Consider the following 19,128-nt stretch of genomic DNA (forward strand, 5'->3'; position numbering starts at 1 on the left):
TTTAAGTGCTTGAATCGATTCTCCTAATGGATCTCCGACGACCATCATGACGAGGGCAGTCAATCAAGAAACGGCAATACGACGAGCGTGCCTGGATCGAGGTTGTGTCGGGTGCACACATCCTGTGCAAGCGTGAAATACCGTTCCGCCTCATCCATGTCGTCGCGCTCGAGGCTCAATGTCGCTAGGCCATCATAGCACGGAAAGAGTAGTTGCGGCTCGTCAATTTCCTTCGCAACCTCAAGGGCTTCCTCGTAATACTTCTGAGCTAGCTTCGGCTGCCCGTGGCATTGATGGATCTGTCCAAGGACGATCAATGGCACGGAGAGATGGCCGCGCTGATCGAGCGCCCGGTCGATTTCGACCGCCTTCTCCGCTGCCGGCACACCCTCGGTGGCACAGCGATGGGTGAAGGTGCAGCAGGAAACGGCGAGATTGGCGAGAAGGCGGGCCTGGAAGCCGAGATCGCCGATCCGGGTCGCAACCTCCAGTCCGCGCCGGCAGACCTTGATGGCGGTGGCAGGATCGACAATCGTGTAGAGGACGCCGAGATTGGAATAGGCGCGACAGGCGGCACTTTGCAGATCGGCCTGTTCGGCCACGGACAAGCTGCGCTCCACTTCCTGTACGGCATCGCGACGACGTCCGAGCCGCGCAAGTGCCACACCCTTGGTATTCAGCGCCTCGGCCATGGCACGCGCCGCCTCCCGTCCAGCCTCGGTCGTCCCGTCGATCGGTAACGTTTGCAGACATTGCAGGGCCTGCGTCGCCCATTCGGCGGCGGCGGCCTGGTCGCCCATGCGGAAAGCCAGATAGCCGCGCTCCTGCAGAAGATGCGCATGTTCGACCGGCGCATTGATTGTCGCGATCATGGCTGCGGCCTCGGCGCAATGCGCCTCCGCTTGGTCGCGGCGCCCCGCATCGAGATGCAAACGGCCGACTTTTCGCAATATCCTCGCGGCAGAGATCCGATCATCTCGGGTGCGGTGGATCGCCAGCGCTCGCTGATAATGGTTGACGGCGGCATCACGGAGACCGGCTGGGCCGCAGAGATCGGCAAGCCGCTCCAGAAGCGCCAATTGCTCCGGCGTCACCTCCGGCTCGTCTGCAAAGGCGGCAAGTGCCTGACGGTAGAGGCGCATGGCATCGTCGTTGGCGTAGGTCTTGCGTGCCAGATCGCCCGCTGCCATCAGGTAGGTAGCCCCCTTGGCCCTCTCAGCGGTCAGACTGAAGTGATGGCCGAGTTGCGCCAGATGTTCGGGCCGGTCGGGCACCGAACCATATTGGCGTTCCAGAACCTGGCCGATCCGGCCATGAAGCTCCATGCGCCGTTGCAGCAGGAGATTATGGTAGATGACGGCGTGCAACAGGGACTGGCTGAAGCGGTAGGCGGGAGAAACGCCGGCATCAGGTCCGCGCATTTCCTCGATGATGTTGGCATCGCAAAGATAATCCAGCGCCGCGTCGACAGCAGCCGGGTCGGTGGCGACAGTGCGGAGCAGGGCGGTCTCGAACTTCGGGCCGACAACCGCCGCTTCCTGCGCCAACCGTCTTATCTCCTGCGGCAGGCGATCGACGCGGGCGAGCAACAGGGCCTGCAGATTCACCGGAATATCAACATCTGTGTCTTCCGCCGCAACATGCCAGCGCTGACCGTCATTGTGCAGCGTACCCATGTCGATCAGTCCCCGAAGGATCTCTTCGATGAAAAGCGGATTGCCGCCAGCGCGGTCGAGGATGCGCTTGCGCATCGTGCTCGGCAATTTGCCATGACTTTCGCCAAAAAAGGCAGCAAGCAGCTTCTGCCCATCGGCTGCGTTCAACGGGCCGAGACGTTGCACGGTGACGCTGACACGATTGGAGTCCAGCGGGTCCATCTGCGATGTCGGCCGGTAGATCGCAAGCAGCATCAGCCGGCTGCGCTCCAGCCGATCCAGCATGAAGCGAAGCACTTCCAGCGAGGCGGCATCCGCCCAATGCAGATCCTCGATGACAAGCAGCAGAGGACCCTGCGCCAGCCGCCGCTCGAAGACGGTGCGGACCGCATAGAAGATCTGCCGCCGCAATTGCTCCGGCTCGATATGCCGCATCGCTCCACTGGGGTCGCCAAGGCCGAGGACATGCAGAAAAAGCGGCAAAAGCCCGTCGATGTCCTGCTGCGTGAGATCGAGCGCGCGGAACCCCGCCGCTAGCAGCTGACGCGTCCTATCGAGATTATCCCGCTCGCCGATGCCGTAAGCGCTGCGTACGACAGCGCCAAGCGTGCCATAGGATTGTTCGCCAAGCGGGGAGCAGGTCGCTTTGCGGATGGCGAGGCCCTGGAAACGGGCGGCATTGCCGGCTATTCCAATGAATTCGTTGACCAGCCGCGATTTGCCGATACCCGCTTCGCCGATCAGGCGGACAAGCTGTGCCGCACCGCCGCAGGCGAGATCAAGGCACGTCAGCAGCCGCGACAATTCCGTATCCCGTCCGATCATCGGCGCCTGAAGGCCGAAACTTTCGAGCCCGCGCGCCGTATACGGCGCCTCCAATGCTCCCGTCAGCCGATGAACAAGAACGTTGCCGCTTTTGCCGCGCAACGTTTGCGCGCCGAGACTCTCGAAAGCAAAGGCATGTCGGGTGAGGCGATAGGTCAGCGGCCCGATGAGGATATCGTTTTCACCCGCCATGGATTGCAGGCGTTGAGCGGTGTTCACAGTGTCGCCGGTCACGGAATAGGATTTGGTACTGACCGCGCCAAAGCTGCCGGTGACAACAGGGCCGCTGTTAATGCCGATATGCAGGCGCAGCGGCACGCCGGCGCGTGATTGCCAGCGTTCGCCGACCTCAGTCGCCCGATCGATCATATTGAGTGCGGCGTTGAGCGCCCTTATCGGATCGTCCTCATGCGCGACCGGCGCACCGAACAGCGCCAACAGCGCGTCGCCAACGAATTTGTCGACGAAGCCGCCATAAGCCTCGACCGCCTGAGTCATCTCTTCGAACAATTCGTTCTGCAGCACCCGCATCACTTCCGGGTCGATCTGCTCGCTCAGTGTCGTGAAGCCGCAGAGATCGGCAAAGAGCACCGTCACCGGCCGCCGGTCGGCCTCACTATCCGATTTTGACGATATAGCCTCGATGTTCGGCTTGGTTGTGGGTTGGGCTTTGTCGGAAATCGAGGCGCCGCATCTGGGGCAGAAGGCAAAATCAGGCTGGCAGGGAAAGCCGCAGGCAGCGCAGGAGACAGGTTGCCTTGCGCCGCATCGCGGACAGAAAGCAAAACCACTCTGAATATCGAAACCGCAACCGGCGCACTCCAACGGACGCACCTCGCGAAAGCCCATGTGTTGCGGCTGTTTCAACCGCAACCAACGGGCTTCAAAATAAAGGACGACCATGAACATGAACCTGCTGCCCCGGGCCTGCAAGTACCAAACATGGGTGGCGGAGCGACTATCGCCGCTTGAATGCCCAGCCCTGCGGCCGTTCCTCGATTACCGTCACGTTATCGCCGATCTTCACCGAGCCTTCGCCGCGCGGTACGGCATTCCAGCCGAAGAGGGGGCCAGGGACACGGCGATCCGCGGACATGCGGACGCGCCCCATGGCGGGTATCGGGTTTGGAACGTCGCGCGAGCCGGTTTTCTGGTCCTGTGTCGTCATGATGCAGCGGGCGCAGGGCTTGACGAGATCGAGACGAATGCCGCCGATCTCGATCGCCGCCCAGCGATCCTCGGGCCAATCCTCATCGCAGTCGATGACGATGTTGGGGCGGAAGCGCTCCATGCCGACCGAGCCCTCGCCATGGGCGGCAAGGTCGGCATTCAGCGCCTTCAGCGAGCCGGTGGTGGTGATCAGGATCTGGTATCCGTCGGTAAAGGTGACTGGCGTCTCGGCACCAGCCCATTCCGGATTGGCGATGCGCTTCGCGAAGCTGTCGAAGAAGACAAGCTTGACCTCACGCCCGAGCCAGGCCGACAGCGCCTTGTTCGTCTCATCATCGGCGACGGAAGCGTTGACGACGGACTTCCAGACGTCCACCTCCATTCGGTTCTCCGGGTGCGGTGGCGGGACGATGATGTCGGCCTTGCCCTCCATTTTGAGGCGCAAGTGGGAGGGGCCGGGCTGGATGTCGATGCGCGCAAGATCCTGCAATTCGCGTTGAGTGATGAAATGACCGGAGGGGTCGACCAGCATGGCGCGACGATCGCCGATGAGGCCGAAAGCGTCGATAGTGGCGGATGGAATGGCAATGCCACGTGCGCTCTTGAGCGGATAGATGAAGAGATCGCTGACGCGCATGAATAGCCCTCAGATTTCGTCGATGAACATTGCCAGCACCGTTTTCAACCGGTCGTGCCGCTCGCCCGCGAACCTGCGGCCGGTTTCGGTCTGGAATCCATCCGCCAGTTTGAACAGCTTTGTCTCGAAATGGTCAATGGCAAAGCGCTTGTCGTCCAAAGGCCGCTCTGTGGCGAGAGGATCAAAGGGATCGTAGAGGCCGGAGCCCAGGCGGCCTGCGATATAGAAACAACGGGCAGCACCGACCATGCCGATTGCATCCAGCCGGTCGGCATCCTGCAGCATTTTCGCCTCCAAGGTTTCCGGCGGAATATTGGCGGAGAAGCTGTGCGTGGTGATGGCATGTGCCGCGGCGGCGATATCCTCGCCAGTCCACCCAAGCTCTCCTAAAATGCCCGAGGCCTTCTCGGCCGCAAGTCTCGATGCTTGCGCGCGATAAGGCGAATTCTTCTCCACTGCGACGCAGTCATGCAGCAATACGGCGGCGGCGAGGATACGGGCATTGCCGCCTTCTTGGGCCTGGATGGACATGGCGTTCTTGAAGACGCGCAGGATGTGAGCGATGTCGTGCGAGCCGTCGTCGCCATCGGCCGCATGCGGCATGAGGTCTGCAGCCAGCGTTTCGAACGGGGCAAAGGCCCGCGCCATTTTGTTGGTGTCCATCTTCGGCCCCGTATCGGAATGATCTGTCGGAATGATCCTGCGCGTTCCTATCGAGCGTAGAGATTCGCCGCAATCATTCCGTCGCTTTCTTGCCGGTGAGGACCTTCTGATAGAACAGTCCAATGCCGATCAGCACCGCGCCGAGGCCGATGAAGGACAGCGCGCGCAGAAAGCCTTCCAGGTTCGCCATGTCGATGAGGAAAACCTTCACGACAGCGACGAATACCAGCACAGCCGACGCGATACGCAGGCTGCGGGCATCGAAGCGCGCGCCGAGCCAGAGCAGGGCAATGCCGATCAGCAGCCAGACGACGGAGTAGGAATAGAGTTCTCCCTGGATGAAGCCGTTCCAGAACGGGATATATTCGCCCTGCCAGAAGCGGCGCACGGACAGCGTTGCCCACGCGAAGCCCATGACCGCGCCGGCGACCGCAAGCATCGTCACATAAGGCAGCGGCCGCCTGCTCCGCGCATAGAGCGCCAATCCGCCATAGGCGAGCGCCGGCAGAAGATAGCCAAGCATCAGGAGGTTGAAGAAAGGAATCCGGCCCGTGCTTTCGCCTGTCATGAAGGGATTGAGCCCGAACAGATGCAGCGTCAGGATCAGGATGACGGAGAGGACGCCGAGCGCCATTCCGCCATAACGAAAAACGGGGCTCGATGCGCTGAGATCGAGCGCCATCAGCGTCGCCGAGGCGCCGATCGCCAGCAATGTGTAGATCGATTGTTCGCCAAGTGTCGGAACGTTCGCGTTCAAGACGCCACGGTTCATCGCATGGCGCACCAGGATGGCGATGGTCAGCAGTACCAGGAAGCTCGCAAGCGCCTGCAGGGTGTTGCGCAGTTTGAGGTCCGGCGAACGCCTGACCTCGAAGGCAGACCAGACGGCGAGTGCCGCGGGGATACCGTAACCGGCAAGCAGCATGTTGAAGACTGGCGTGGTGCCGAGCTCACCGGGATCGACGATGGTCGGCCGCCAGGCGATGCGACCCAGGACGATGATCAACGCGGCGACCATCATCCAAGGCAAGGCCGGCCACGAGCGGGCGCGTCCAGCCCAGAGAAAGGCCATGCCAAGCACCGGCAGCAGGATCGTCGGGAGGGCATCATGGGTCAGTGCGTGCAGGGCGAAGACGAAAGCGGCGAAAGAACCGGCGGCGAGGATATTGGTCGGCAGCGCTATCTTCTCTTCGAGGGATCGGCGATCCTGCCATTCGGCGAGCGCCAGCAGAACAATACTAAGCCCGATGCCGTAGAACCCAAGCAGCCAGTCGCGCGTCCAATTGCCGAAGGTGACATAGCTGATCACCGCGATCGTCAGCGGCGTGGCGACCATGATGATGCTCCACAGCGCCGCAAAGGGTCTCTCGCTTTCGCCAAAACGCCTGAGAAAGAAGAAGCCGACAAGGACGAAGATCGCGCCGAGCCCGAGACCATCGTAGACCACAAGATGGGATAACGCCGGAACGATCTGCACTATGTTCAACTCCGCTCCGATCTCGGGCTGCATCAGAGCGACGAACATGCCGAATCCGGCTGACGTGGCTGCCAAGATCGCTGCCCAGGCCGCATATGTGCGGCTGGCGCCGAAGGCCGCGACCGTTGCAACAATCGCAGCAAAGGGAAAGGAAGCATTCGGGAGCGGGTAACCGTTCAAAAGACTGTAGGCAAGCAATGATAAGGCGACTGCGGCGGCGCCGATGGATGCTGTCAGCGTTATTCCAAGCGGCGCGCGCCTCAGGAACGCTGTCCAATGGCTGGCGGGCGAGGAGGCCGACGGTTCTTCGGTTTCGGCCGATCCGGCACTTTCCTCGGCCGTTGCTGTTGCTTCATAGCGTCCCGGCCAAATGAAAATCGTGCCGGTCATCATTGCCAGCATGGTTAGGGTGACCGGTGTCAAATCGGCCGCGTCGCTGTTGAAGATATACAGCAGCGGCCAGAGGCTGAGGAGAGCATTGGCGAAGGACGGCACGATGTGCCAGCGGCGCAGGCGCGATGCTGCAATGGTGGCGAGCCAGGTGAAGACGAGATAACCGAACAGCGTCCAGGGTCTCGGCGCCGTTGAGGCAATCAGCGCCGGTGTAATCATCGAGGCCAATAGCCCGAGACCCGCAAGCGCCTGTCCATGCAGCAGCGACAGCCCAAGCGTGGCGAGTGAGATCAGCCCCAGAAGGATGAAGGCGGCGGCCGGTCCGATAAAGCCGTAAATGCCATGGGCGGCATAGGTCGAGCCGAACAGCGCCACGACGCCAGCCGCTGTCAGTACGCCGGGAATCATCGCGTTCTGGAAGGTATTGGCGAGCACCGGCTCGGACCGGTGTCGGATGATTTCGCCGGTAGCAACGAGCACCAAGCCGAAGATGGCGGCAAGCACCAGCCGCACGGCAGGACTGAGCAGGCCGCTCTCGATCGAATATTTGACCAGGAAGATGCCGCCGAGCGCCAGTGCGATACCGCCCACCCAGACGGCCCAGCGGGCACCGATCGCGCTCTCCAGGCTTTCCTGTTTTTGCGCAAGCGCGGGGGCAATAACACCCGCCTCTTGCTGTTGAGCGCTACCTGCAGCGAAGGTCGTTTCTTTCACATCGGCGGCTGGCTCGGGGGCGGTTTCGGTCGATGGCTCTGTTGAAATGTCGGGGGGCTCGGAGACTGTCGCAGCGGACTCTGCCGCCGTTGCTGATTCGCCGATTCCGGCAGGCGGCACATGGCCGGCAAGCGCATTTTGCAGCTCTAGAACGCGGCTTTCCAGCCGTTGTAGCCTTAGATTGTAGCGCCGCAGGATCACAATGCCCACGACCACAACCAGAATCAGCAACAGGTCCATCATGTCCCTCCAAGGGCTTCTGTCGCCACATTATACGAAATGCGCGGAACAGTAAGGCTTATCAGGCTGATTTCCCCTATGATTTCAGAGGATTACGCAACGAAAAGTGATATGCTTCGCATAACGGACTACTGCAAGCTTATTAGTAAATTGCGATTTATAACTTGGGAACTATTGTTAATAGTCATTAACAATTCGTCTTTACCCGAGCGGCAAATCAGCCTATCAAACACATACAGCTTAACCAGAATGTATTGCGTACAAACGACGTCGCATGAGGCGGCTCCTACCCTAGGAGGTTTGTATGTCCCATGTATCTTCCACCAACAGTTCTTATCCTTATCGCGGCACGCTTTCGCGACTCGATGCGAATGGCGACGGAGTTTTGAGTCAAGAAGAGCGCAAAGCCGATGAGCGTCCGGGCATTCTCGAAACCGATGCGATCACAAGCGGCAAAACGAACGGCGCAATGGGCAGCCTTATGGCAAAGCTCATGCAACTGCCCGGTGGTGGCGCCACGCTGACGAACACATCGCCCGAGGCCGGTAACGCTGGCGATCTTGGCCTGCTGACGCCGATGGATGCCTATAACAGCACCTACGGTCAGTACGACACGGACAGCATGGCGGCCTGACCGACCGTTTTGCTCAAATCATTGTGGCGGTTCGCCGGTCAGCGGCGGACCGCTTATTTGTGTTCGGAACTCACTCATTTCTCCCTTGCGGGAACACCCATCCCCCTGATGCGTTGCATTGACGTCAAACGGGAGGATGTTCCATGAGGACTATCATTATCGCCGCAGCTCTGGCTTTGGCAGCAAGCCTGCCTGCGATGGCGCAGGACAGGCAGACGGCGGTTGCCAATTTCGTCGGTCCCGACGGCAAACAAGCCGGGCGCGCGGTTCTGACTGAGGCGAAGACGGGTGTCCTGATCGAACTCGACATCTCCGGCCTACCGGTTAACCGCTGGGTGGCTTTCCACATCCATGAGAACAACCGTTGTGATCATACGCACGGGTTCGAATCTGCCGGCGGCCATTACAATCCCACCAATGCCGAGCATGGCTTGCTCGCGGCAAACGGCCCGCATGCCGGTGACATGCCCAATCAATATGTCGATCAGGATGGCAAGCTACGGGCGCAGGTATTCAACGGCATGGTGAAGCTCGACGGCAAGAACGGCATTCGCGGCCGAACGCTGATGATCCATGCGGAGTCGGATGACTACCGCAGCCAACCCGTTGGCGGCGCCGGCAAACGGCTGGCTTGCGCGGTCATCGAATAGCTTGCGCAAGGGTGATTCGGGCATTCGTCTTGATTCTTGCCAAGCGCTGGTTGTCTTCCTTGCGCGGATGCCCACCGCCAATATGATTCGATGCCTGTCAATTGGGGTTAATGATCAATTAACACCTATCTTTGACCACTCCTGAAAATCGGCCTATCCTATCGGCATTTCAACGAACGTACTGCGTCTCACCGAAAACGCCCGATGGCGTTTACTTTAGGAGATTTGGATGAGTGGTATTTCTTCAGTTGGAAGCAGCATGACCGCTGCCTCGTACAATCCCCTTGATAAAAATGGCGACGGCATCGTCGACGCGCAGGAACTGCAGCAAGCAGCGCAATCCGGCCTTCTGTCGGCAAGTATCCTCAATGATGAAGACAGCAGCGACCCGAGCGCGACGGATGCATTTTCGAGCAATCTGGCATCTATGCTGCTGCAGATGCAGCAGAGCGGCGCCAGCGGCAGTAGTCAGACCGGTACGAATTCGTCGAGCGGCAGTTCGTCGAACCAGTCGCCGATGGATCAGTTGTTCGCCAGCCTCGATACCAATCACGACGGCAAGGTTTCGTCCGACGAGTTCGTTGCCGGACGGCCGAAGGACATGAGCGAAAGTGATGCGGCAAACCTGTTCAAGAGTCTGGATACCCAAGGCTCCGGCTCGCTGAACAAGGATCAGTTTGCCGAAGGCCTCGACGTGCTGAAGTCCACGGACTCGTCCGCCGCCGATATGTTGTCGCTGGAACAGACCTCCAGCGATAATAACGGTAGCGGCACGAGCACCAGCAGCAATAGCGGCCAAAATGCGCTGGAAGTTTTCATCAGCGAGATGCAAGCCTCGATGAATGTCTATCAGAATACCTATGGTCAGTATGACCCCGACCCGTCTGATAGTGCCGCCGCCTGATTGGCGCCCTCCGGATAGCCTAAAAGTAGACGGAGATTGCGCAAGCGCAGTCTCCGTTTTTATGTGACGTTGATTTCCGCCAGCAACGGCAGGACGAAGGATGCGTTGCCGTCCGCATCGGCGCCGCGGCCGATCGCTTTAACGGCGTCGACGAGCCGGCCTTTGCGGTCAAGTATCTGGTCGCCGATCATGATCAGCCGTGCATTCGGTGTCGCATAAGGCGAGGCGGCCCGCAGGCGATGGGCTAGCGCCAGATCGTCTTCCTCGGGATTGACGGCCAAGGCGGCGATCAGCGCTGCCGCCGGCGATCGTGACACGCCCATCCAGCAATGAATCAGCAGCGGCGAGGTCCGGTCCCAGCTCCTGGCGAAATCGATGATGTCGCGGACATGCGTCTCCTGTGGCGCGATGAGATCACCGGTACCGGCGAAGCTGATATCGTTCATGCCAAGCAGGAGGTGGCGTTCCGCCTTGATCACGGCCGGTCGGTGGAAGGTCTGCTCCTTCGCCATCAGGCTGATCATTTCGGAAGCGCCGTGGCGAACGGCCATCTCTGCAATGCGCGCCAGCGGTGATATCACGATCGCGGTCATGCCTCGGTCCTCACGGCGGCGGCGCGTTCGGCCTCGATCGCGTCGAAGCGCGCCAGGAAGAGCCGCTGCGCCTCGACTGCCGGCATCGGCTCGATCGGCAACATCTCCCGCGTGATGCCGCGAGGTTGACCAAAGAACTTTCGCGCTTCCTGCGGCGTAAAGCCTGCGAGCAGTGTCGCTTCGAAATAGGCCGAAACCGTATCGGCCTTCTTGATTCTTTCCTTCAGCTCCGGTCCACAATGCGGCGGTAAGGCAAAACGCCTGTAGATCGCGGCCTCCAGGCGCTTCTCTACCGCCTTGTAGTCGCCGCCAACCACGGATTTGAACGGCGAGATCATATCGCCGATGACATATTCCGGAGCATCGTGCAGCAGCGCCGCCAACAGCTCGTCAGGCGTTGCTTTGTTGAGATGGCGGAAGATTGCCTCCACCACAAGACTGTGCTGAGCGACGGAAAAGGCGTGATCCCCGGAGGTCTGGCCATTCCAGCGCGCCACGCGGGCAAGCCCGTGGGCGATGTCGCCGATCTCGACGTCGAGCGGTGAGGGGTCCAACAGATCGAGCCTGCGACCGGACAGCATGCGCTGCCAGGCGCGCGGGGTATCGCCCGCTGTCATGCCGAGGCCTCGTCGGCCTGCGCTGGGAAGGAGAGGCCGGACCAAGCCGGTAGCGTGAGCGAAACTTCGCGATCCGCCGCCAGGATCGGCGTGCCGGCCGCGATGGCTTCGCCGGCGCGGTCAATGCGGACAATGGCGAGGCCCTTGGCACCGTCGGTCGAGCCAAGCGCGCCGATCGGCTTGCCGCCGACGGTCAATTCGGTGCCGATGGCAGGCAGACCGGCGCTACCGGTCACAATGACGACCCGCCGGCGCGCCGTGCCGCGATGCTGCATGCGGGAAACCACTTCCTGCCCAACATAGCAGCCCTTGCGGAAGCCGAGGCCGCCGTTGAGATCCATCAGCACGTCATGCGGAAAAGCGTCCTGCAGGGCGAAATCCTGGCCGGAAACCGCAATGCCATTGGCGATGCGCAGCGTATGGTAGAGCGTCTCAGCATCGTCGCCATGTTGTCCCGGCGTACGCGTGAGCGTGATACCCGCCTTGGTGAAGCGGCTGTCTTTGCGGCTTTCAACCGCGTTCTCGCCCCAGGCGACAGTGACGCCTTGGGTTTCGACTGCAGAAAAATCGACGGGCGCTCGCAGCCGGTACATAGTGAGCCGCTTCAGAAGGCCGTCCTTTTGCACCGCATCGGTCTCCAGCAGAAAGCCGGAACCGTCGCGCCAGATCATGAAGTCAAAAAGTATCTTGCCTTGCGGCGTAAGCAGCGCGCCAGGGCGTGCCTCATCCGCGCTGAGCGAGGCAAGGTCGGTGGTAATGAGATTATGCAGGAAAGGCTCTGCCTCCGCGCCGGTGACGCGAAGAAAGGAGCGATCTCTGAGGAATACGGCTGGCATGGTGGACCCGCTGATTTGGCCTATCCATCAGAGGTAGGGCCTTCGGTCGAGAACCGCAAGTTCTGCGGCCGGATCATTCGCCGGAGGTGAAGAATTTCCATTTGCCGTCCGGCGTGATGCCGACGCGGTAGAAATTATAGCCACCGAATTCCAGCATGTCGGAGAAATCGCCTGCTGTAACGATGCGCATCAAATCGACCTTTTCCGGCGCAGCCAGCGTCTTGATGTCCTTTTCGGCGAAATAGGGCCAGACATACATTTCATCGGGCGTACCCTGGCCGATATGGGCAAAGCCGGTCGACATGATGTCGAGGAGAATCGACAGGATCTCGATGCCGTCAGGGTCGCCGGAAAGGTCATGCAATGTCTTGATCGGATCTTCGCTCGGATCGTCTGCCGTCACCTGCGTCTGGTTGAGGCCACCGCCGACGTTCATGAGCGGGCGCAGACGTTCAAGATCACCTGAGGCGGCTGCCTCGACGATCATCTCGCGCAGCTTGCGCACCGGCTCAGGTGCCTTGTTAATGTCGAAGAGAATCTCCACCGGCTTGCCGCCATTCGGGGCATTGCTGGATGCCGTGCTGCTCTGTCCGGCCTGGCTGTTGATCAGCGGGTCGGGCATGGGCAGTTTGTTTGAGGGGGCTTCAAGCGCTTCTTCGACCGGCTTGTCATTGCTGCTCTGGGCGGATTTCCCGTCAGCGCCTGGCCGGGTGGCGGGCGGATTGAGCTGGGAGAAGGCGAAGGCCGGCAAAGGCTGGGTGAGGCTGCCGAAAAACATGGCGGCGGCGGCGAGCAAGGCAATGGAACGTCGAGACTCATTGCCCGATACGGTGTGCATAAGGGATCTCTAGCTATTATTGCAGGGTGCGGTTCGGAGAGAATTCACCAGCAAGCATGCGTTCCCTAAGCGATTCGAGCAAGGCTTCCGCGCCTTGTTCTCCTTGATTGCGAATAGTCTCGCGGATGGCATGGGCAATTGCAGCGTCGGCGATGATTTCCGGCTCTATGCCGTCAGCCATCCCGTCAGCCCAGGCCTCGTTCTGGTATTCCAGCGCTGCCTGCCTTTTTTCGTGGACAATCATGTCGTCGATGTCGTTCAGGCTTGGTTCCATTGTTTCGTTCCTCGAGACGTCCATGTCCTTACCGCTTGATTAACGACTTTATCAGCCTTTTCCTAAAACGACACGGCTCGGTGGGAAAAGGGGTTAATAAATCGTCAATTTCCAAACCGAGCGGTTATTTCTGTGGCAAGTGTTGCACCTTCGTTACGGTATCGCTCCTCGGCGACGATGGCCTGCGGCGTGCAATCCGTGTAAACAGATGCGAAGGATCTATATCCCCGGTTGAACGAGGCGGTCAGTCTTTCTTTGCGTTTTGGCTCGTCTTTGGTCTCGGTGTCGAGCAATCGCTGCATATCGGTTCGCCAGGAATCTTCTTTTCCGGTGTGGCAGAGATTGCGCAGATAGTGGATCGAGCCAAGAATTTCAGCTAGCCGAGACAGCTGGTCGTCATAAGGCGTCGGCCGTTCGGTACCATCGCTTTGGTCCGGCACCTGTACCTCTGGAGCGGTCGCCGCAGGCTGCGCAAAGGCCGGAAATGCGGCCGCAAGCGCGGCGCAGATTGGAAGCAGCTTGATGAGGCGACGATAATTCATGGATCTAGTTGATATGGCAAGCATGACGGGAACAAGGCGAAAACCGCGCTTTCCACTCCGTTTTTGTCACGCATCGTTAACGCACGAGCCCTCGACGCGGCGTCAGACCCGCGCTGCCGCCAGCCGTTCGGCACATTCGAGCACGCTCACCGGAACGGGCAAGTGGCGGATCTCCTCCAGCGAATACCATCCGATCGCCGCGGCATCGTCGGCGGCCTCTGCGATCGCATCCTCGTCGGCATCGACCAGGAAGACCGACAGAACGAAATGACTGGTGAGCCTCCCGTCTGCTGCATGGCTCCCGAGATCGTAAGTTTCGAAAAGGCGGGGATTGCGAGCGGTTATTCCCGTCTCTTCCTTAAACTCCCGCAATGCCGTTTCCGCCGGCGTTTCGCCATCTTCGGCCCGCCCGCCCGGAAAGGCGTACATATCGGCGGATGGCGGATTGCGCCGCAACACCAGCAGGAAGCTGCCGTCACGTTCGAGGATGGCGGAGGAGGCGGGGCGGGGGATGGAGGTCATGGATCAATTCGCATTCTAATGGAAATATCGGCGACAATGACACGTGGTTATGGAAGCTTGCAGCTCCTTAAGATACGGCCCTTGTTGTCCGAAATGAAAGTCATTTTACTCGCGAACGAGAATGGCGGCGATTCGGGGCCGCCAGCAGGCCACAAAAAATCATGATGACCTATGGACTTTATGCTCTCGCTGCACTGGCTGAAATCGCCGGCTGTTTTGCCTTCTGGGCATGGCTCCGGCTCGCAAAACCGATTTGGTGGCTAGCACCAGGTCTGGTCTCGCTCGCACTGTTCGCCTGGCTGCTGGCACTGGTGCCGAGCGACGCTGCCGGGCGTACCTTTGCGGCCTATGGCGGTGTCTACATCGTCGCCTCCATTCTCTGGCTCTGGATGATCGAAGGACGTTTGCCGGATCGCTGGGATCTCTCTGGTGCTGCCGTCTGTCTTGCGGGAGCGGCCGTCATTCTCTTTGGCCCTCGCAGCTAGAGCAATTCCAGGAAAAGTGCGAAGTATCCGTCTTAGTCAAGCGTGTTCAGGTGTCCAAAATCGATCCTCTCGGATGAGTGCGTTTGCGAGAATGACGAGCTTTCGCATGATGGCGGTAATGGCGGCCTTGGCGGCTTTTCCGCCGGCGGTGAGTTGCTGGTATTTGCTCTTGAGGGGTGGATTGAAGCGAATGGCGACGAGGGCCGGCATATAGAGGGCGCGGCGAAGCTGGGTCCTGCCGCCTTGAATGAAGCTTTTGCCTTTCCATTGGCCGGACTGTCGCACGACCGGCGCGAGACCGGCCAGGCTGGCGGCCTGTTTGTTGGCCAGTGTTCCAAGTTCCGGCATGTCGGCAATCAGCGCCAGGGCGCAGGTTGCCCCGATACCGGGAATGCTGGTGAGGATGTCGAGACGGCGCTGCAATTGCGGCTCGGCGGCAATCAATCGACGGCTTTCGGCATCGACAGCCTCGATTTGGGCGTCGACCTGCCGCAGCCGTTGCTCGGCCTGGCGCTGCAGCAGGGGGATGGTCACATTCTTCTGCCGATGCAGGAGAGCGTTCCGGTCCTTAACGAGCGCGCGGCGAGCGGCGAGCAGTTCGGCGAGAAGATCAAGCACTTGGCTGCGCATTGGCCGGATGTCCGGGGCCATCAATGTGCCGAACCGGGCCATGACGCGCGCGTCGATGCGGTCCGTCTTGGCCAGCCGGCCACAGGCTTTGGCGAAGGCGCGTAGGCGCTGCGGGTTCACCTTGACGCCGGGCAGGTCCGCCGTTGCCAGCATGCGTTCGAGGCGCCGATGGTAGGCGCCGGTCGCCTCGAAGACAATGCGCTCGGGCGCGTAAGGCAACAGCCAGCGGATCAATGCCCGCAGCCCTTTGGCGTCGTTGGGGAACTGCTTGTCGATGCCGTCCGGCAGGAGATGGACATCGAGGCGATCTTTCGAGATGTCGATACCGAGGGTTCGTGCTATCGTATGAGCCATCTTTTCCGTGTCCCATGCTTGTCATGCGGGCCGTCAAAGCCCGGCTATCCGTTCAGGCCTCATGGAAAAGAAAGGGGCGATCCTACTGCGCAACGGTTCTGTCAAACCAGCGGTTTCTCGATCCCACCCCTCCCGCCGTCTGTGGGTGTTCAGGCCCACAGGCGGCAATCCATTGTCGCCTCAAAACAAGACAAAGTCATAAGACAAGCGGTTTTCCGTCCGGAATGCGTAAAAACAAAGGGATAGAGCGGGAAAGCGATTCCGCGAAACGCTGAACCGCTCTAGCCTTCTCCTTGACCCGACTCTTTGGGAGTGCAACACAAGCCCGATGTGCGGACGATTTGCATTGACGCAAACGGAGAAGGAAGTGCGGGAATTGCTCGGTTATCTCGAGCATGAAGATTTCCCCGCGCGCTACAATATCGCTCCGACGCAGCCGATCCTGGTCGTCATTTCGGGCGACCGGCCGGAACGGGGCAGCAATCTGCCGGACCGCCGCGCCCTGCTTGTTCGCTGGGGTTTTACGCCTGCCTGGGTGAAGGATCCAAAGGAATTTCCGCTTTTGATCAATGCCCGCGCCGAAACTGCGATCGGCAAGGCTTCGTTCCGGGCGGCCATGCGTCACAGGCGCATTCTGATCCCTGCGTCGGGCTTTTACGAATGGCGGCGCCCATCCAAAGAAAACGGCGAGAAATCGCAGGCCTATTGGATCCGTCCGAAGCGCGGCGGCGTCATCGCCTTTGCCGGCCTGATGGAGACCTGGTCGTCGGCCGATGGTTCCGAGATCGATACCGGCGCGATCCTGACGACATCGGCGAACCGAACGATGCGGCCCATTCACGACCGCATGCCTGTGGTCATCAAGCCGGAAGATTTTACCCGTTGGCTCGATTGCAAAACGCAGGAACCGCGTGAAGTCCAGGATCTGATGGTGCCGGTTCAGGAGGATTTTTTCGAGGCAATTCCGGTTTCGGATCGCGTCAATAAAGTAGCCAATATGGGGCCGGAATTGCAGACGCCGGTGGTAGTCGATCCTTCGATCAAGCCGTCGAAGGAGCCAGATGCTGGCGGCGGCCAGCTGAGCCTCTTTTGAACGGCGCTATATACGGATTGGCGTCGCTATGAACCACCGGTGGCCAACTTGTGTGGCCACTGGCAGATGCGGCAGGCTTAGGCGAGCTTCTTTTCCCGCGGCTTCGATTTCAGCATCAAATGCGCTGCCAAGACGGCCTTGAGGCCGAGCGGGCGATAGAGTGTGCTGGGGTCGATCTTAGCCTGCGGTTGTGCCGTTTCGATTTTCTTCGTGGTCATGTGTTACTCCTCAATGTGTTCCCTAAGGTGTCTTTTGATTCACCGCCGTGCATCAACCTTTTGTCATAAATCATGACAAATCAAAGGCATTCGCCAATCAGCTTTTGTAAACACCGACCATATTTCGCGAGCGCAACGCGAAATTTTGACGCATCATCTATCTAATTTAGATGTTTATTTTTCGTTAACAGGTTGCGCTAACTTAGCCAAATCTAACACGGACAGGCCTTTGAGGTACGGCTGTCGCGCATTGCCCCACGCCGGCTAATTTCCATGTTTGATAGTGACACCAATTGCATCGATGAGCGATCGAACGCGTCGAATTGCCGCTGCGTCTCGATTAGATATGCCGGCCGATGTCGTCGTTGGAATCGTCGACATCGGGATCGGCGGGGCCATTGATGGTGAAGGTGCCGTATTTGCGCGTCCAGGAACGGGCTCCCAAGGGCAACGACAGGAGATAGGCAACCACGGTCACCACCATGACATGCCAAGTATAGCTCATCAGCAGCGCCACATAGACGACGAGGGCAAGCATGATCGGCAGCACGAGATCGCGGCGGATGCGGCTGCTTTCCGTTTTTCCGGACCAGACGGGCAAACGGCTGACCAGCAGGAAGCCGATCAGCACGGTGTAGGCAGCACCCCAATAGGCAAAGGTCTTGGTAGGCGTCAGGCCCAGGAAACCGAGATAGACCGGCAACAACACCAGCATTGCGCCAGCCGGCGCCGGGACGCCGACAAAATATTCAGACTGCCAGGACGCCTTGTTCTCGCGTTCCGCCATGACGTTGAAGCGCGCAAGGCGCAGGCCGGCCGCGATGGCGTAGATCAGGGCTGCGATCCAGCCGAGCGAGCGTGCCTGATCCAGCAGAAAGACATAGACGACAAGCGCCGGCGCGACACCGAAGTTGACGATATCGGCAAGCGAATCCATCTGCGCGCCGAACTTGGATGTGGCTTTCATCAGCCGCGCCACGCGCCCGTCGATGCCATCGAGGAAGGCGGCGACAAGCACGGCAACCACGGCGAGCTCGTAGCGGTTCTCGAAGGCGAGGCGGATACCGGTCAAGCCCGCGCAGATCGCCAGCACGGTGATCATGTTCGGCACTATGAGCCGCAGCGGGATTTCCCGGAGGCGCGGTCCGCGCGCCTCGTCGTTGGGACCATGCGGCTCGAAAGGCGGAAAAGGCGTCTTCATCTCGCTCGTTTCCTCAGAGCTCAGCTACGGCGGCTAACGATGGGGCCCTTCAGCGAGCCGAATTCGGCAATAACCGTTTCGCCGGCGATCGCCCTTTGGCCGACCGAGACGCGCGCCACTGCCCCCGCCGGCAGGAAGACGTCGAGGCGCGAACCGAAACGGATGAGGCCGATGCGCTCGCCCGCGTCGACCGGCTCGTTTTCATTGACGAAGCAGAGGATACGGCGGGCGACGAGGCCGGCGATCTGCACGACACCGATCTCGCCATGTTTCGTCTCGACGACGAGGCCGTTGCGCTCATTCTGCTCACTCGCCTTGTCCAATTCCGCATTGAGGAAGCTGCCCTGGCGATAAGCGATATTGGTGATCCTGCCGCGCATCGGCGAGCGGTTCACATGGCAATCGAAGACGTTCATGAAGATCGAGATGCGCAGCATCGGCTCGTGGCCAAGATTGAGCTCGACAGGCGGCGTTACCATCTGCACGCCGGAAACCCTGCCGTCGGCGGGCGATATGGCGAGATCGTCGTCCTGCGGCGTCATACGCTCGGGATCGCGGAAGAAATAGGCACACCAAAGCGTGAAGATCAATCCCACCCAAAAGAGCGGCTTGAAGATCCAGCCGAGAACCAGCGATGCAACAAAGAAACCCGCAACGAAGGGATATCCCTCCTTGTGAACGGGGACGATCGTGTTGCGAACGCTATTCAACAAGCTCATCGATGGCCTACTCCGTTAGGGCACCCTCACCAAAAACCGGATTCCGGCTGCCGGACGAGATCATGCCAGTCAAAAGAATGAGAACAAGCGGTCTTGCTCTGATTACCAGATGAGCGTGACTACAGGCAAACTCTGTCATGGGCAATGCTTTCGCACGCTCGCCCCCAGCGCAATCCGCGCGGGGCCAAGATGCCAACGATCCGTAGCGTTGAAAAGCGTTGCCTGTGGAAACTCGCGCCGGGCG

The 19,128-nt window shown here is 60.0% G+C and carries 20 protein-coding genes; 5 read left to right on the forward strand and 15 right to left on the reverse strand.

The genetic code is table 11. The features are described from left to right. Nucleotides 1-59: 59 nt before the first annotated feature. The 4 genes from CCGE525_RS07075 to CCGE525_RS07090 form a co-directional block, all read right to left on the reverse strand. Nucleotides 60-3,305 (reverse strand): adenylate/guanylate cyclase domain-containing protein, encoded by a 3,246-nt coding sequence (locus CCGE525_RS07075; RefSeq protein WP_120706301.1) that lies wholly within the window; start codon nucleotides 3,303-3,305, stop codon nucleotides 60-62. 133 nt (nucleotides 3,306-3,438) lie between these two features. Continuing rightward, nucleotides 3,439-4,287: an MOSC domain-containing protein gene (locus CCGE525_RS07080; RefSeq protein ID WP_120703673.1), complete on the reverse strand. Its 849-nt coding sequence runs from the start codon at nucleotides 4,285-4,287 to the stop codon at nucleotides 3,439-3,441. Between the two features lie 9 nt (nucleotides 4,288-4,296). After that, entirely contained in the window at nucleotides 4,297-4,950 is a 654-nt protein-coding gene (locus CCGE525_RS07085; protein WP_205587438.1) for an HD domain-containing protein, read from the reverse strand. A 73-nt stretch (nucleotides 4,951-5,023) separates the two neighbouring features. Further along, entirely contained in the window at nucleotides 5,024-7,774 is a 2,751-nt protein-coding gene (locus CCGE525_RS07090; protein ID WP_120703674.1) for a DUF2339 domain-containing protein, read from the reverse strand. A 304-nt stretch (nucleotides 7,775-8,078) separates the two neighbouring features. Here CCGE525_RS07090 and CCGE525_RS07095 point away from each other — a divergent pair, with 304 nt between their 5' ends. The 3 genes from CCGE525_RS07095 to CCGE525_RS07105 all read left to right on the forward strand — a co-directional run bounded on the left by CCGE525_RS07095 (nucleotide 8,079) and on the right by CCGE525_RS07105 (nucleotide 9,962). Further along, nucleotides 8,079-8,408: a hypothetical protein gene (locus CCGE525_RS07095; RefSeq protein WP_120703675.1), complete on the forward strand. Its 330-nt coding sequence runs from the start codon at nucleotides 8,079-8,081 to the stop codon at nucleotides 8,406-8,408. Nucleotides 8,409-8,551: 143 nt separating this feature from the next. Then, entirely contained in the window at nucleotides 8,552-9,058 is a 507-nt protein-coding gene (locus tag CCGE525_RS07100) for a superoxide dismutase family protein (protein WP_120703676.1), read from the forward strand. 259 nt (nucleotides 9,059-9,317) lie between these two features. Beyond that, nucleotides 9,318-9,962 (forward strand): EF-hand domain-containing protein, encoded by a 645-nt coding sequence (locus CCGE525_RS07105; RefSeq protein WP_245472104.1) that lies wholly within the window; start codon nucleotides 9,318-9,320, stop codon nucleotides 9,960-9,962. A 59-nt stretch (nucleotides 9,963-10,021) separates the two neighbouring features. Here the strand turns inward: CCGE525_RS07105 and CCGE525_RS07110 are convergent, their stop codons facing one another. The 7 genes from CCGE525_RS07110 to CCGE525_RS07140 form a co-directional block, all read right to left on the reverse strand. Beyond that, complete coding sequence (locus CCGE525_RS07110; RefSeq protein WP_120703678.1) at nucleotides 10,022-10,555, reverse strand: tyrosine phosphatase family protein; 534 nt, start codon at nucleotides 10,553-10,555, stop codon at nucleotides 10,022-10,024. After that, on the reverse strand, nucleotides 10,552-11,172 hold the full coding sequence (locus CCGE525_RS07115; RefSeq protein ID WP_120703679.1) for a YfbR-like 5'-deoxynucleotidase: 621 nt from the start codon (nucleotides 11,170-11,172) through the stop codon (nucleotides 10,552-10,554). Before CCGE525_RS07115 ends, CCGE525_RS07110 begins: the two co-directional genes overlap by 4 nt. Further along, nucleotides 11,169-12,008 (reverse strand): CAF17-like 4Fe-4S cluster assembly/insertion protein YgfZ, encoded by an 840-nt coding sequence (ygfZ, locus tag CCGE525_RS07120; protein ID WP_120703680.1) that lies wholly within the window; start codon nucleotides 12,006-12,008, stop codon nucleotides 11,169-11,171. The genes CCGE525_RS07115 and ygfZ overlap by 4 nt, the downstream gene beginning before the upstream one ends. 73 nt (nucleotides 12,009-12,081) lie before the next feature. Beyond that, a complete protein-coding gene (locus CCGE525_RS07125) occupies nucleotides 12,082-12,846 on the reverse strand; it encodes a hypothetical protein (RefSeq protein ID WP_120703681.1) in 765 nt (254 codons plus the stop codon). A gap of 16 nt (nucleotides 12,847-12,862) precedes the next feature. Continuing rightward, nucleotides 12,863-13,120, reverse strand: coding sequence for a hypothetical protein (locus CCGE525_RS07130; RefSeq protein ID WP_120706303.1), 258 nt, complete (start codon nucleotides 13,118-13,120; stop codon nucleotides 12,863-12,865). A 104-nt stretch (nucleotides 13,121-13,224) separates the two neighbouring features. Then, the gene (locus tag CCGE525_RS07135) at nucleotides 13,225-13,686 is read right to left on the reverse strand and encodes a TIGR02301 family protein (protein ID WP_245472105.1); all 462 of its coding nucleotides are present in this window, start codon (nucleotides 13,684-13,686) and stop codon (nucleotides 13,225-13,227) included. A gap of 78 nt (nucleotides 13,687-13,764) precedes the next feature. Continuing rightward, nucleotides 13,765-14,184: an NUDIX hydrolase gene (locus tag CCGE525_RS07140; RefSeq protein ID WP_120703682.1), complete on the reverse strand. Its 420-nt coding sequence runs from the start codon at nucleotides 14,182-14,184 to the stop codon at nucleotides 13,765-13,767. 164 nt (nucleotides 14,185-14,348) lie between these two features. Here CCGE525_RS07140 and CCGE525_RS07145 point away from each other — a divergent pair, with 164 nt between their 5' ends. After that, nucleotides 14,349-14,669 (forward strand): YnfA family protein, encoded by a 321-nt coding sequence (locus CCGE525_RS07145; protein ID WP_120706305.1) that lies wholly within the window; start codon nucleotides 14,349-14,351, stop codon nucleotides 14,667-14,669. Between the two features lie 36 nt (nucleotides 14,670-14,705). On the opposite strand, the gene CCGE525_RS07150 is transcribed toward CCGE525_RS07145, so the two are convergent. After that, a complete protein-coding gene (locus CCGE525_RS07150; protein ID WP_120703185.1) occupies nucleotides 14,706-15,653 on the reverse strand; it encodes an IS110 family RNA-guided transposase in 948 nt (315 codons plus the stop codon). Nucleotides 15,654-15,981: 328 nt separating this feature from the next. Here CCGE525_RS07150 and CCGE525_RS07155 point away from each other — a divergent pair, with 328 nt between their 5' ends. After that, nucleotides 15,982-16,746 (forward strand): SOS response-associated peptidase, encoded by a 765-nt coding sequence (locus CCGE525_RS07155; protein ID WP_120703683.1) that lies wholly within the window; start codon nucleotides 15,982-15,984, stop codon nucleotides 16,744-16,746. A 77-nt stretch (nucleotides 16,747-16,823) separates the two neighbouring features. Here the strand turns inward: CCGE525_RS07155 and CCGE525_RS38250 are convergent, their stop codons facing one another. From CCGE525_RS38250 to CCGE525_RS07165, 3 genes are all read right to left on the reverse strand, one after another. Beyond that, entirely contained in the window at nucleotides 16,824-16,964 is a 141-nt protein-coding gene (locus tag CCGE525_RS38250; RefSeq protein ID WP_162950138.1) for a hypothetical protein, read from the reverse strand. A 340-nt stretch (nucleotides 16,965-17,304) separates the two neighbouring features. Continuing rightward, on the reverse strand, nucleotides 17,305-18,165 hold the full coding sequence (gene pssA, locus CCGE525_RS07160; RefSeq protein WP_120703684.1) for a CDP-diacylglycerol--serine O-phosphatidyltransferase: 861 nt from the start codon (nucleotides 18,163-18,165) through the stop codon (nucleotides 17,305-17,307). Nucleotides 18,166-18,185: 20 nt separating this feature from the next. Then, the gene (locus tag CCGE525_RS07165; RefSeq protein ID WP_120703685.1) at nucleotides 18,186-18,884 is read right to left on the reverse strand and encodes a phosphatidylserine decarboxylase; all 699 of its coding nucleotides are present in this window, start codon (nucleotides 18,882-18,884) and stop codon (nucleotides 18,186-18,188) included. Between the last annotated feature and the right edge of the window lie 244 nt (nucleotides 18,885-19,128).

Source organism: Rhizobium jaguaris, from assembly GCF_003627755.1.
Lineage (GTDB): Bacteria > Pseudomonadota > Alphaproteobacteria > Rhizobiales > Rhizobiaceae > Rhizobium > Rhizobium jaguaris.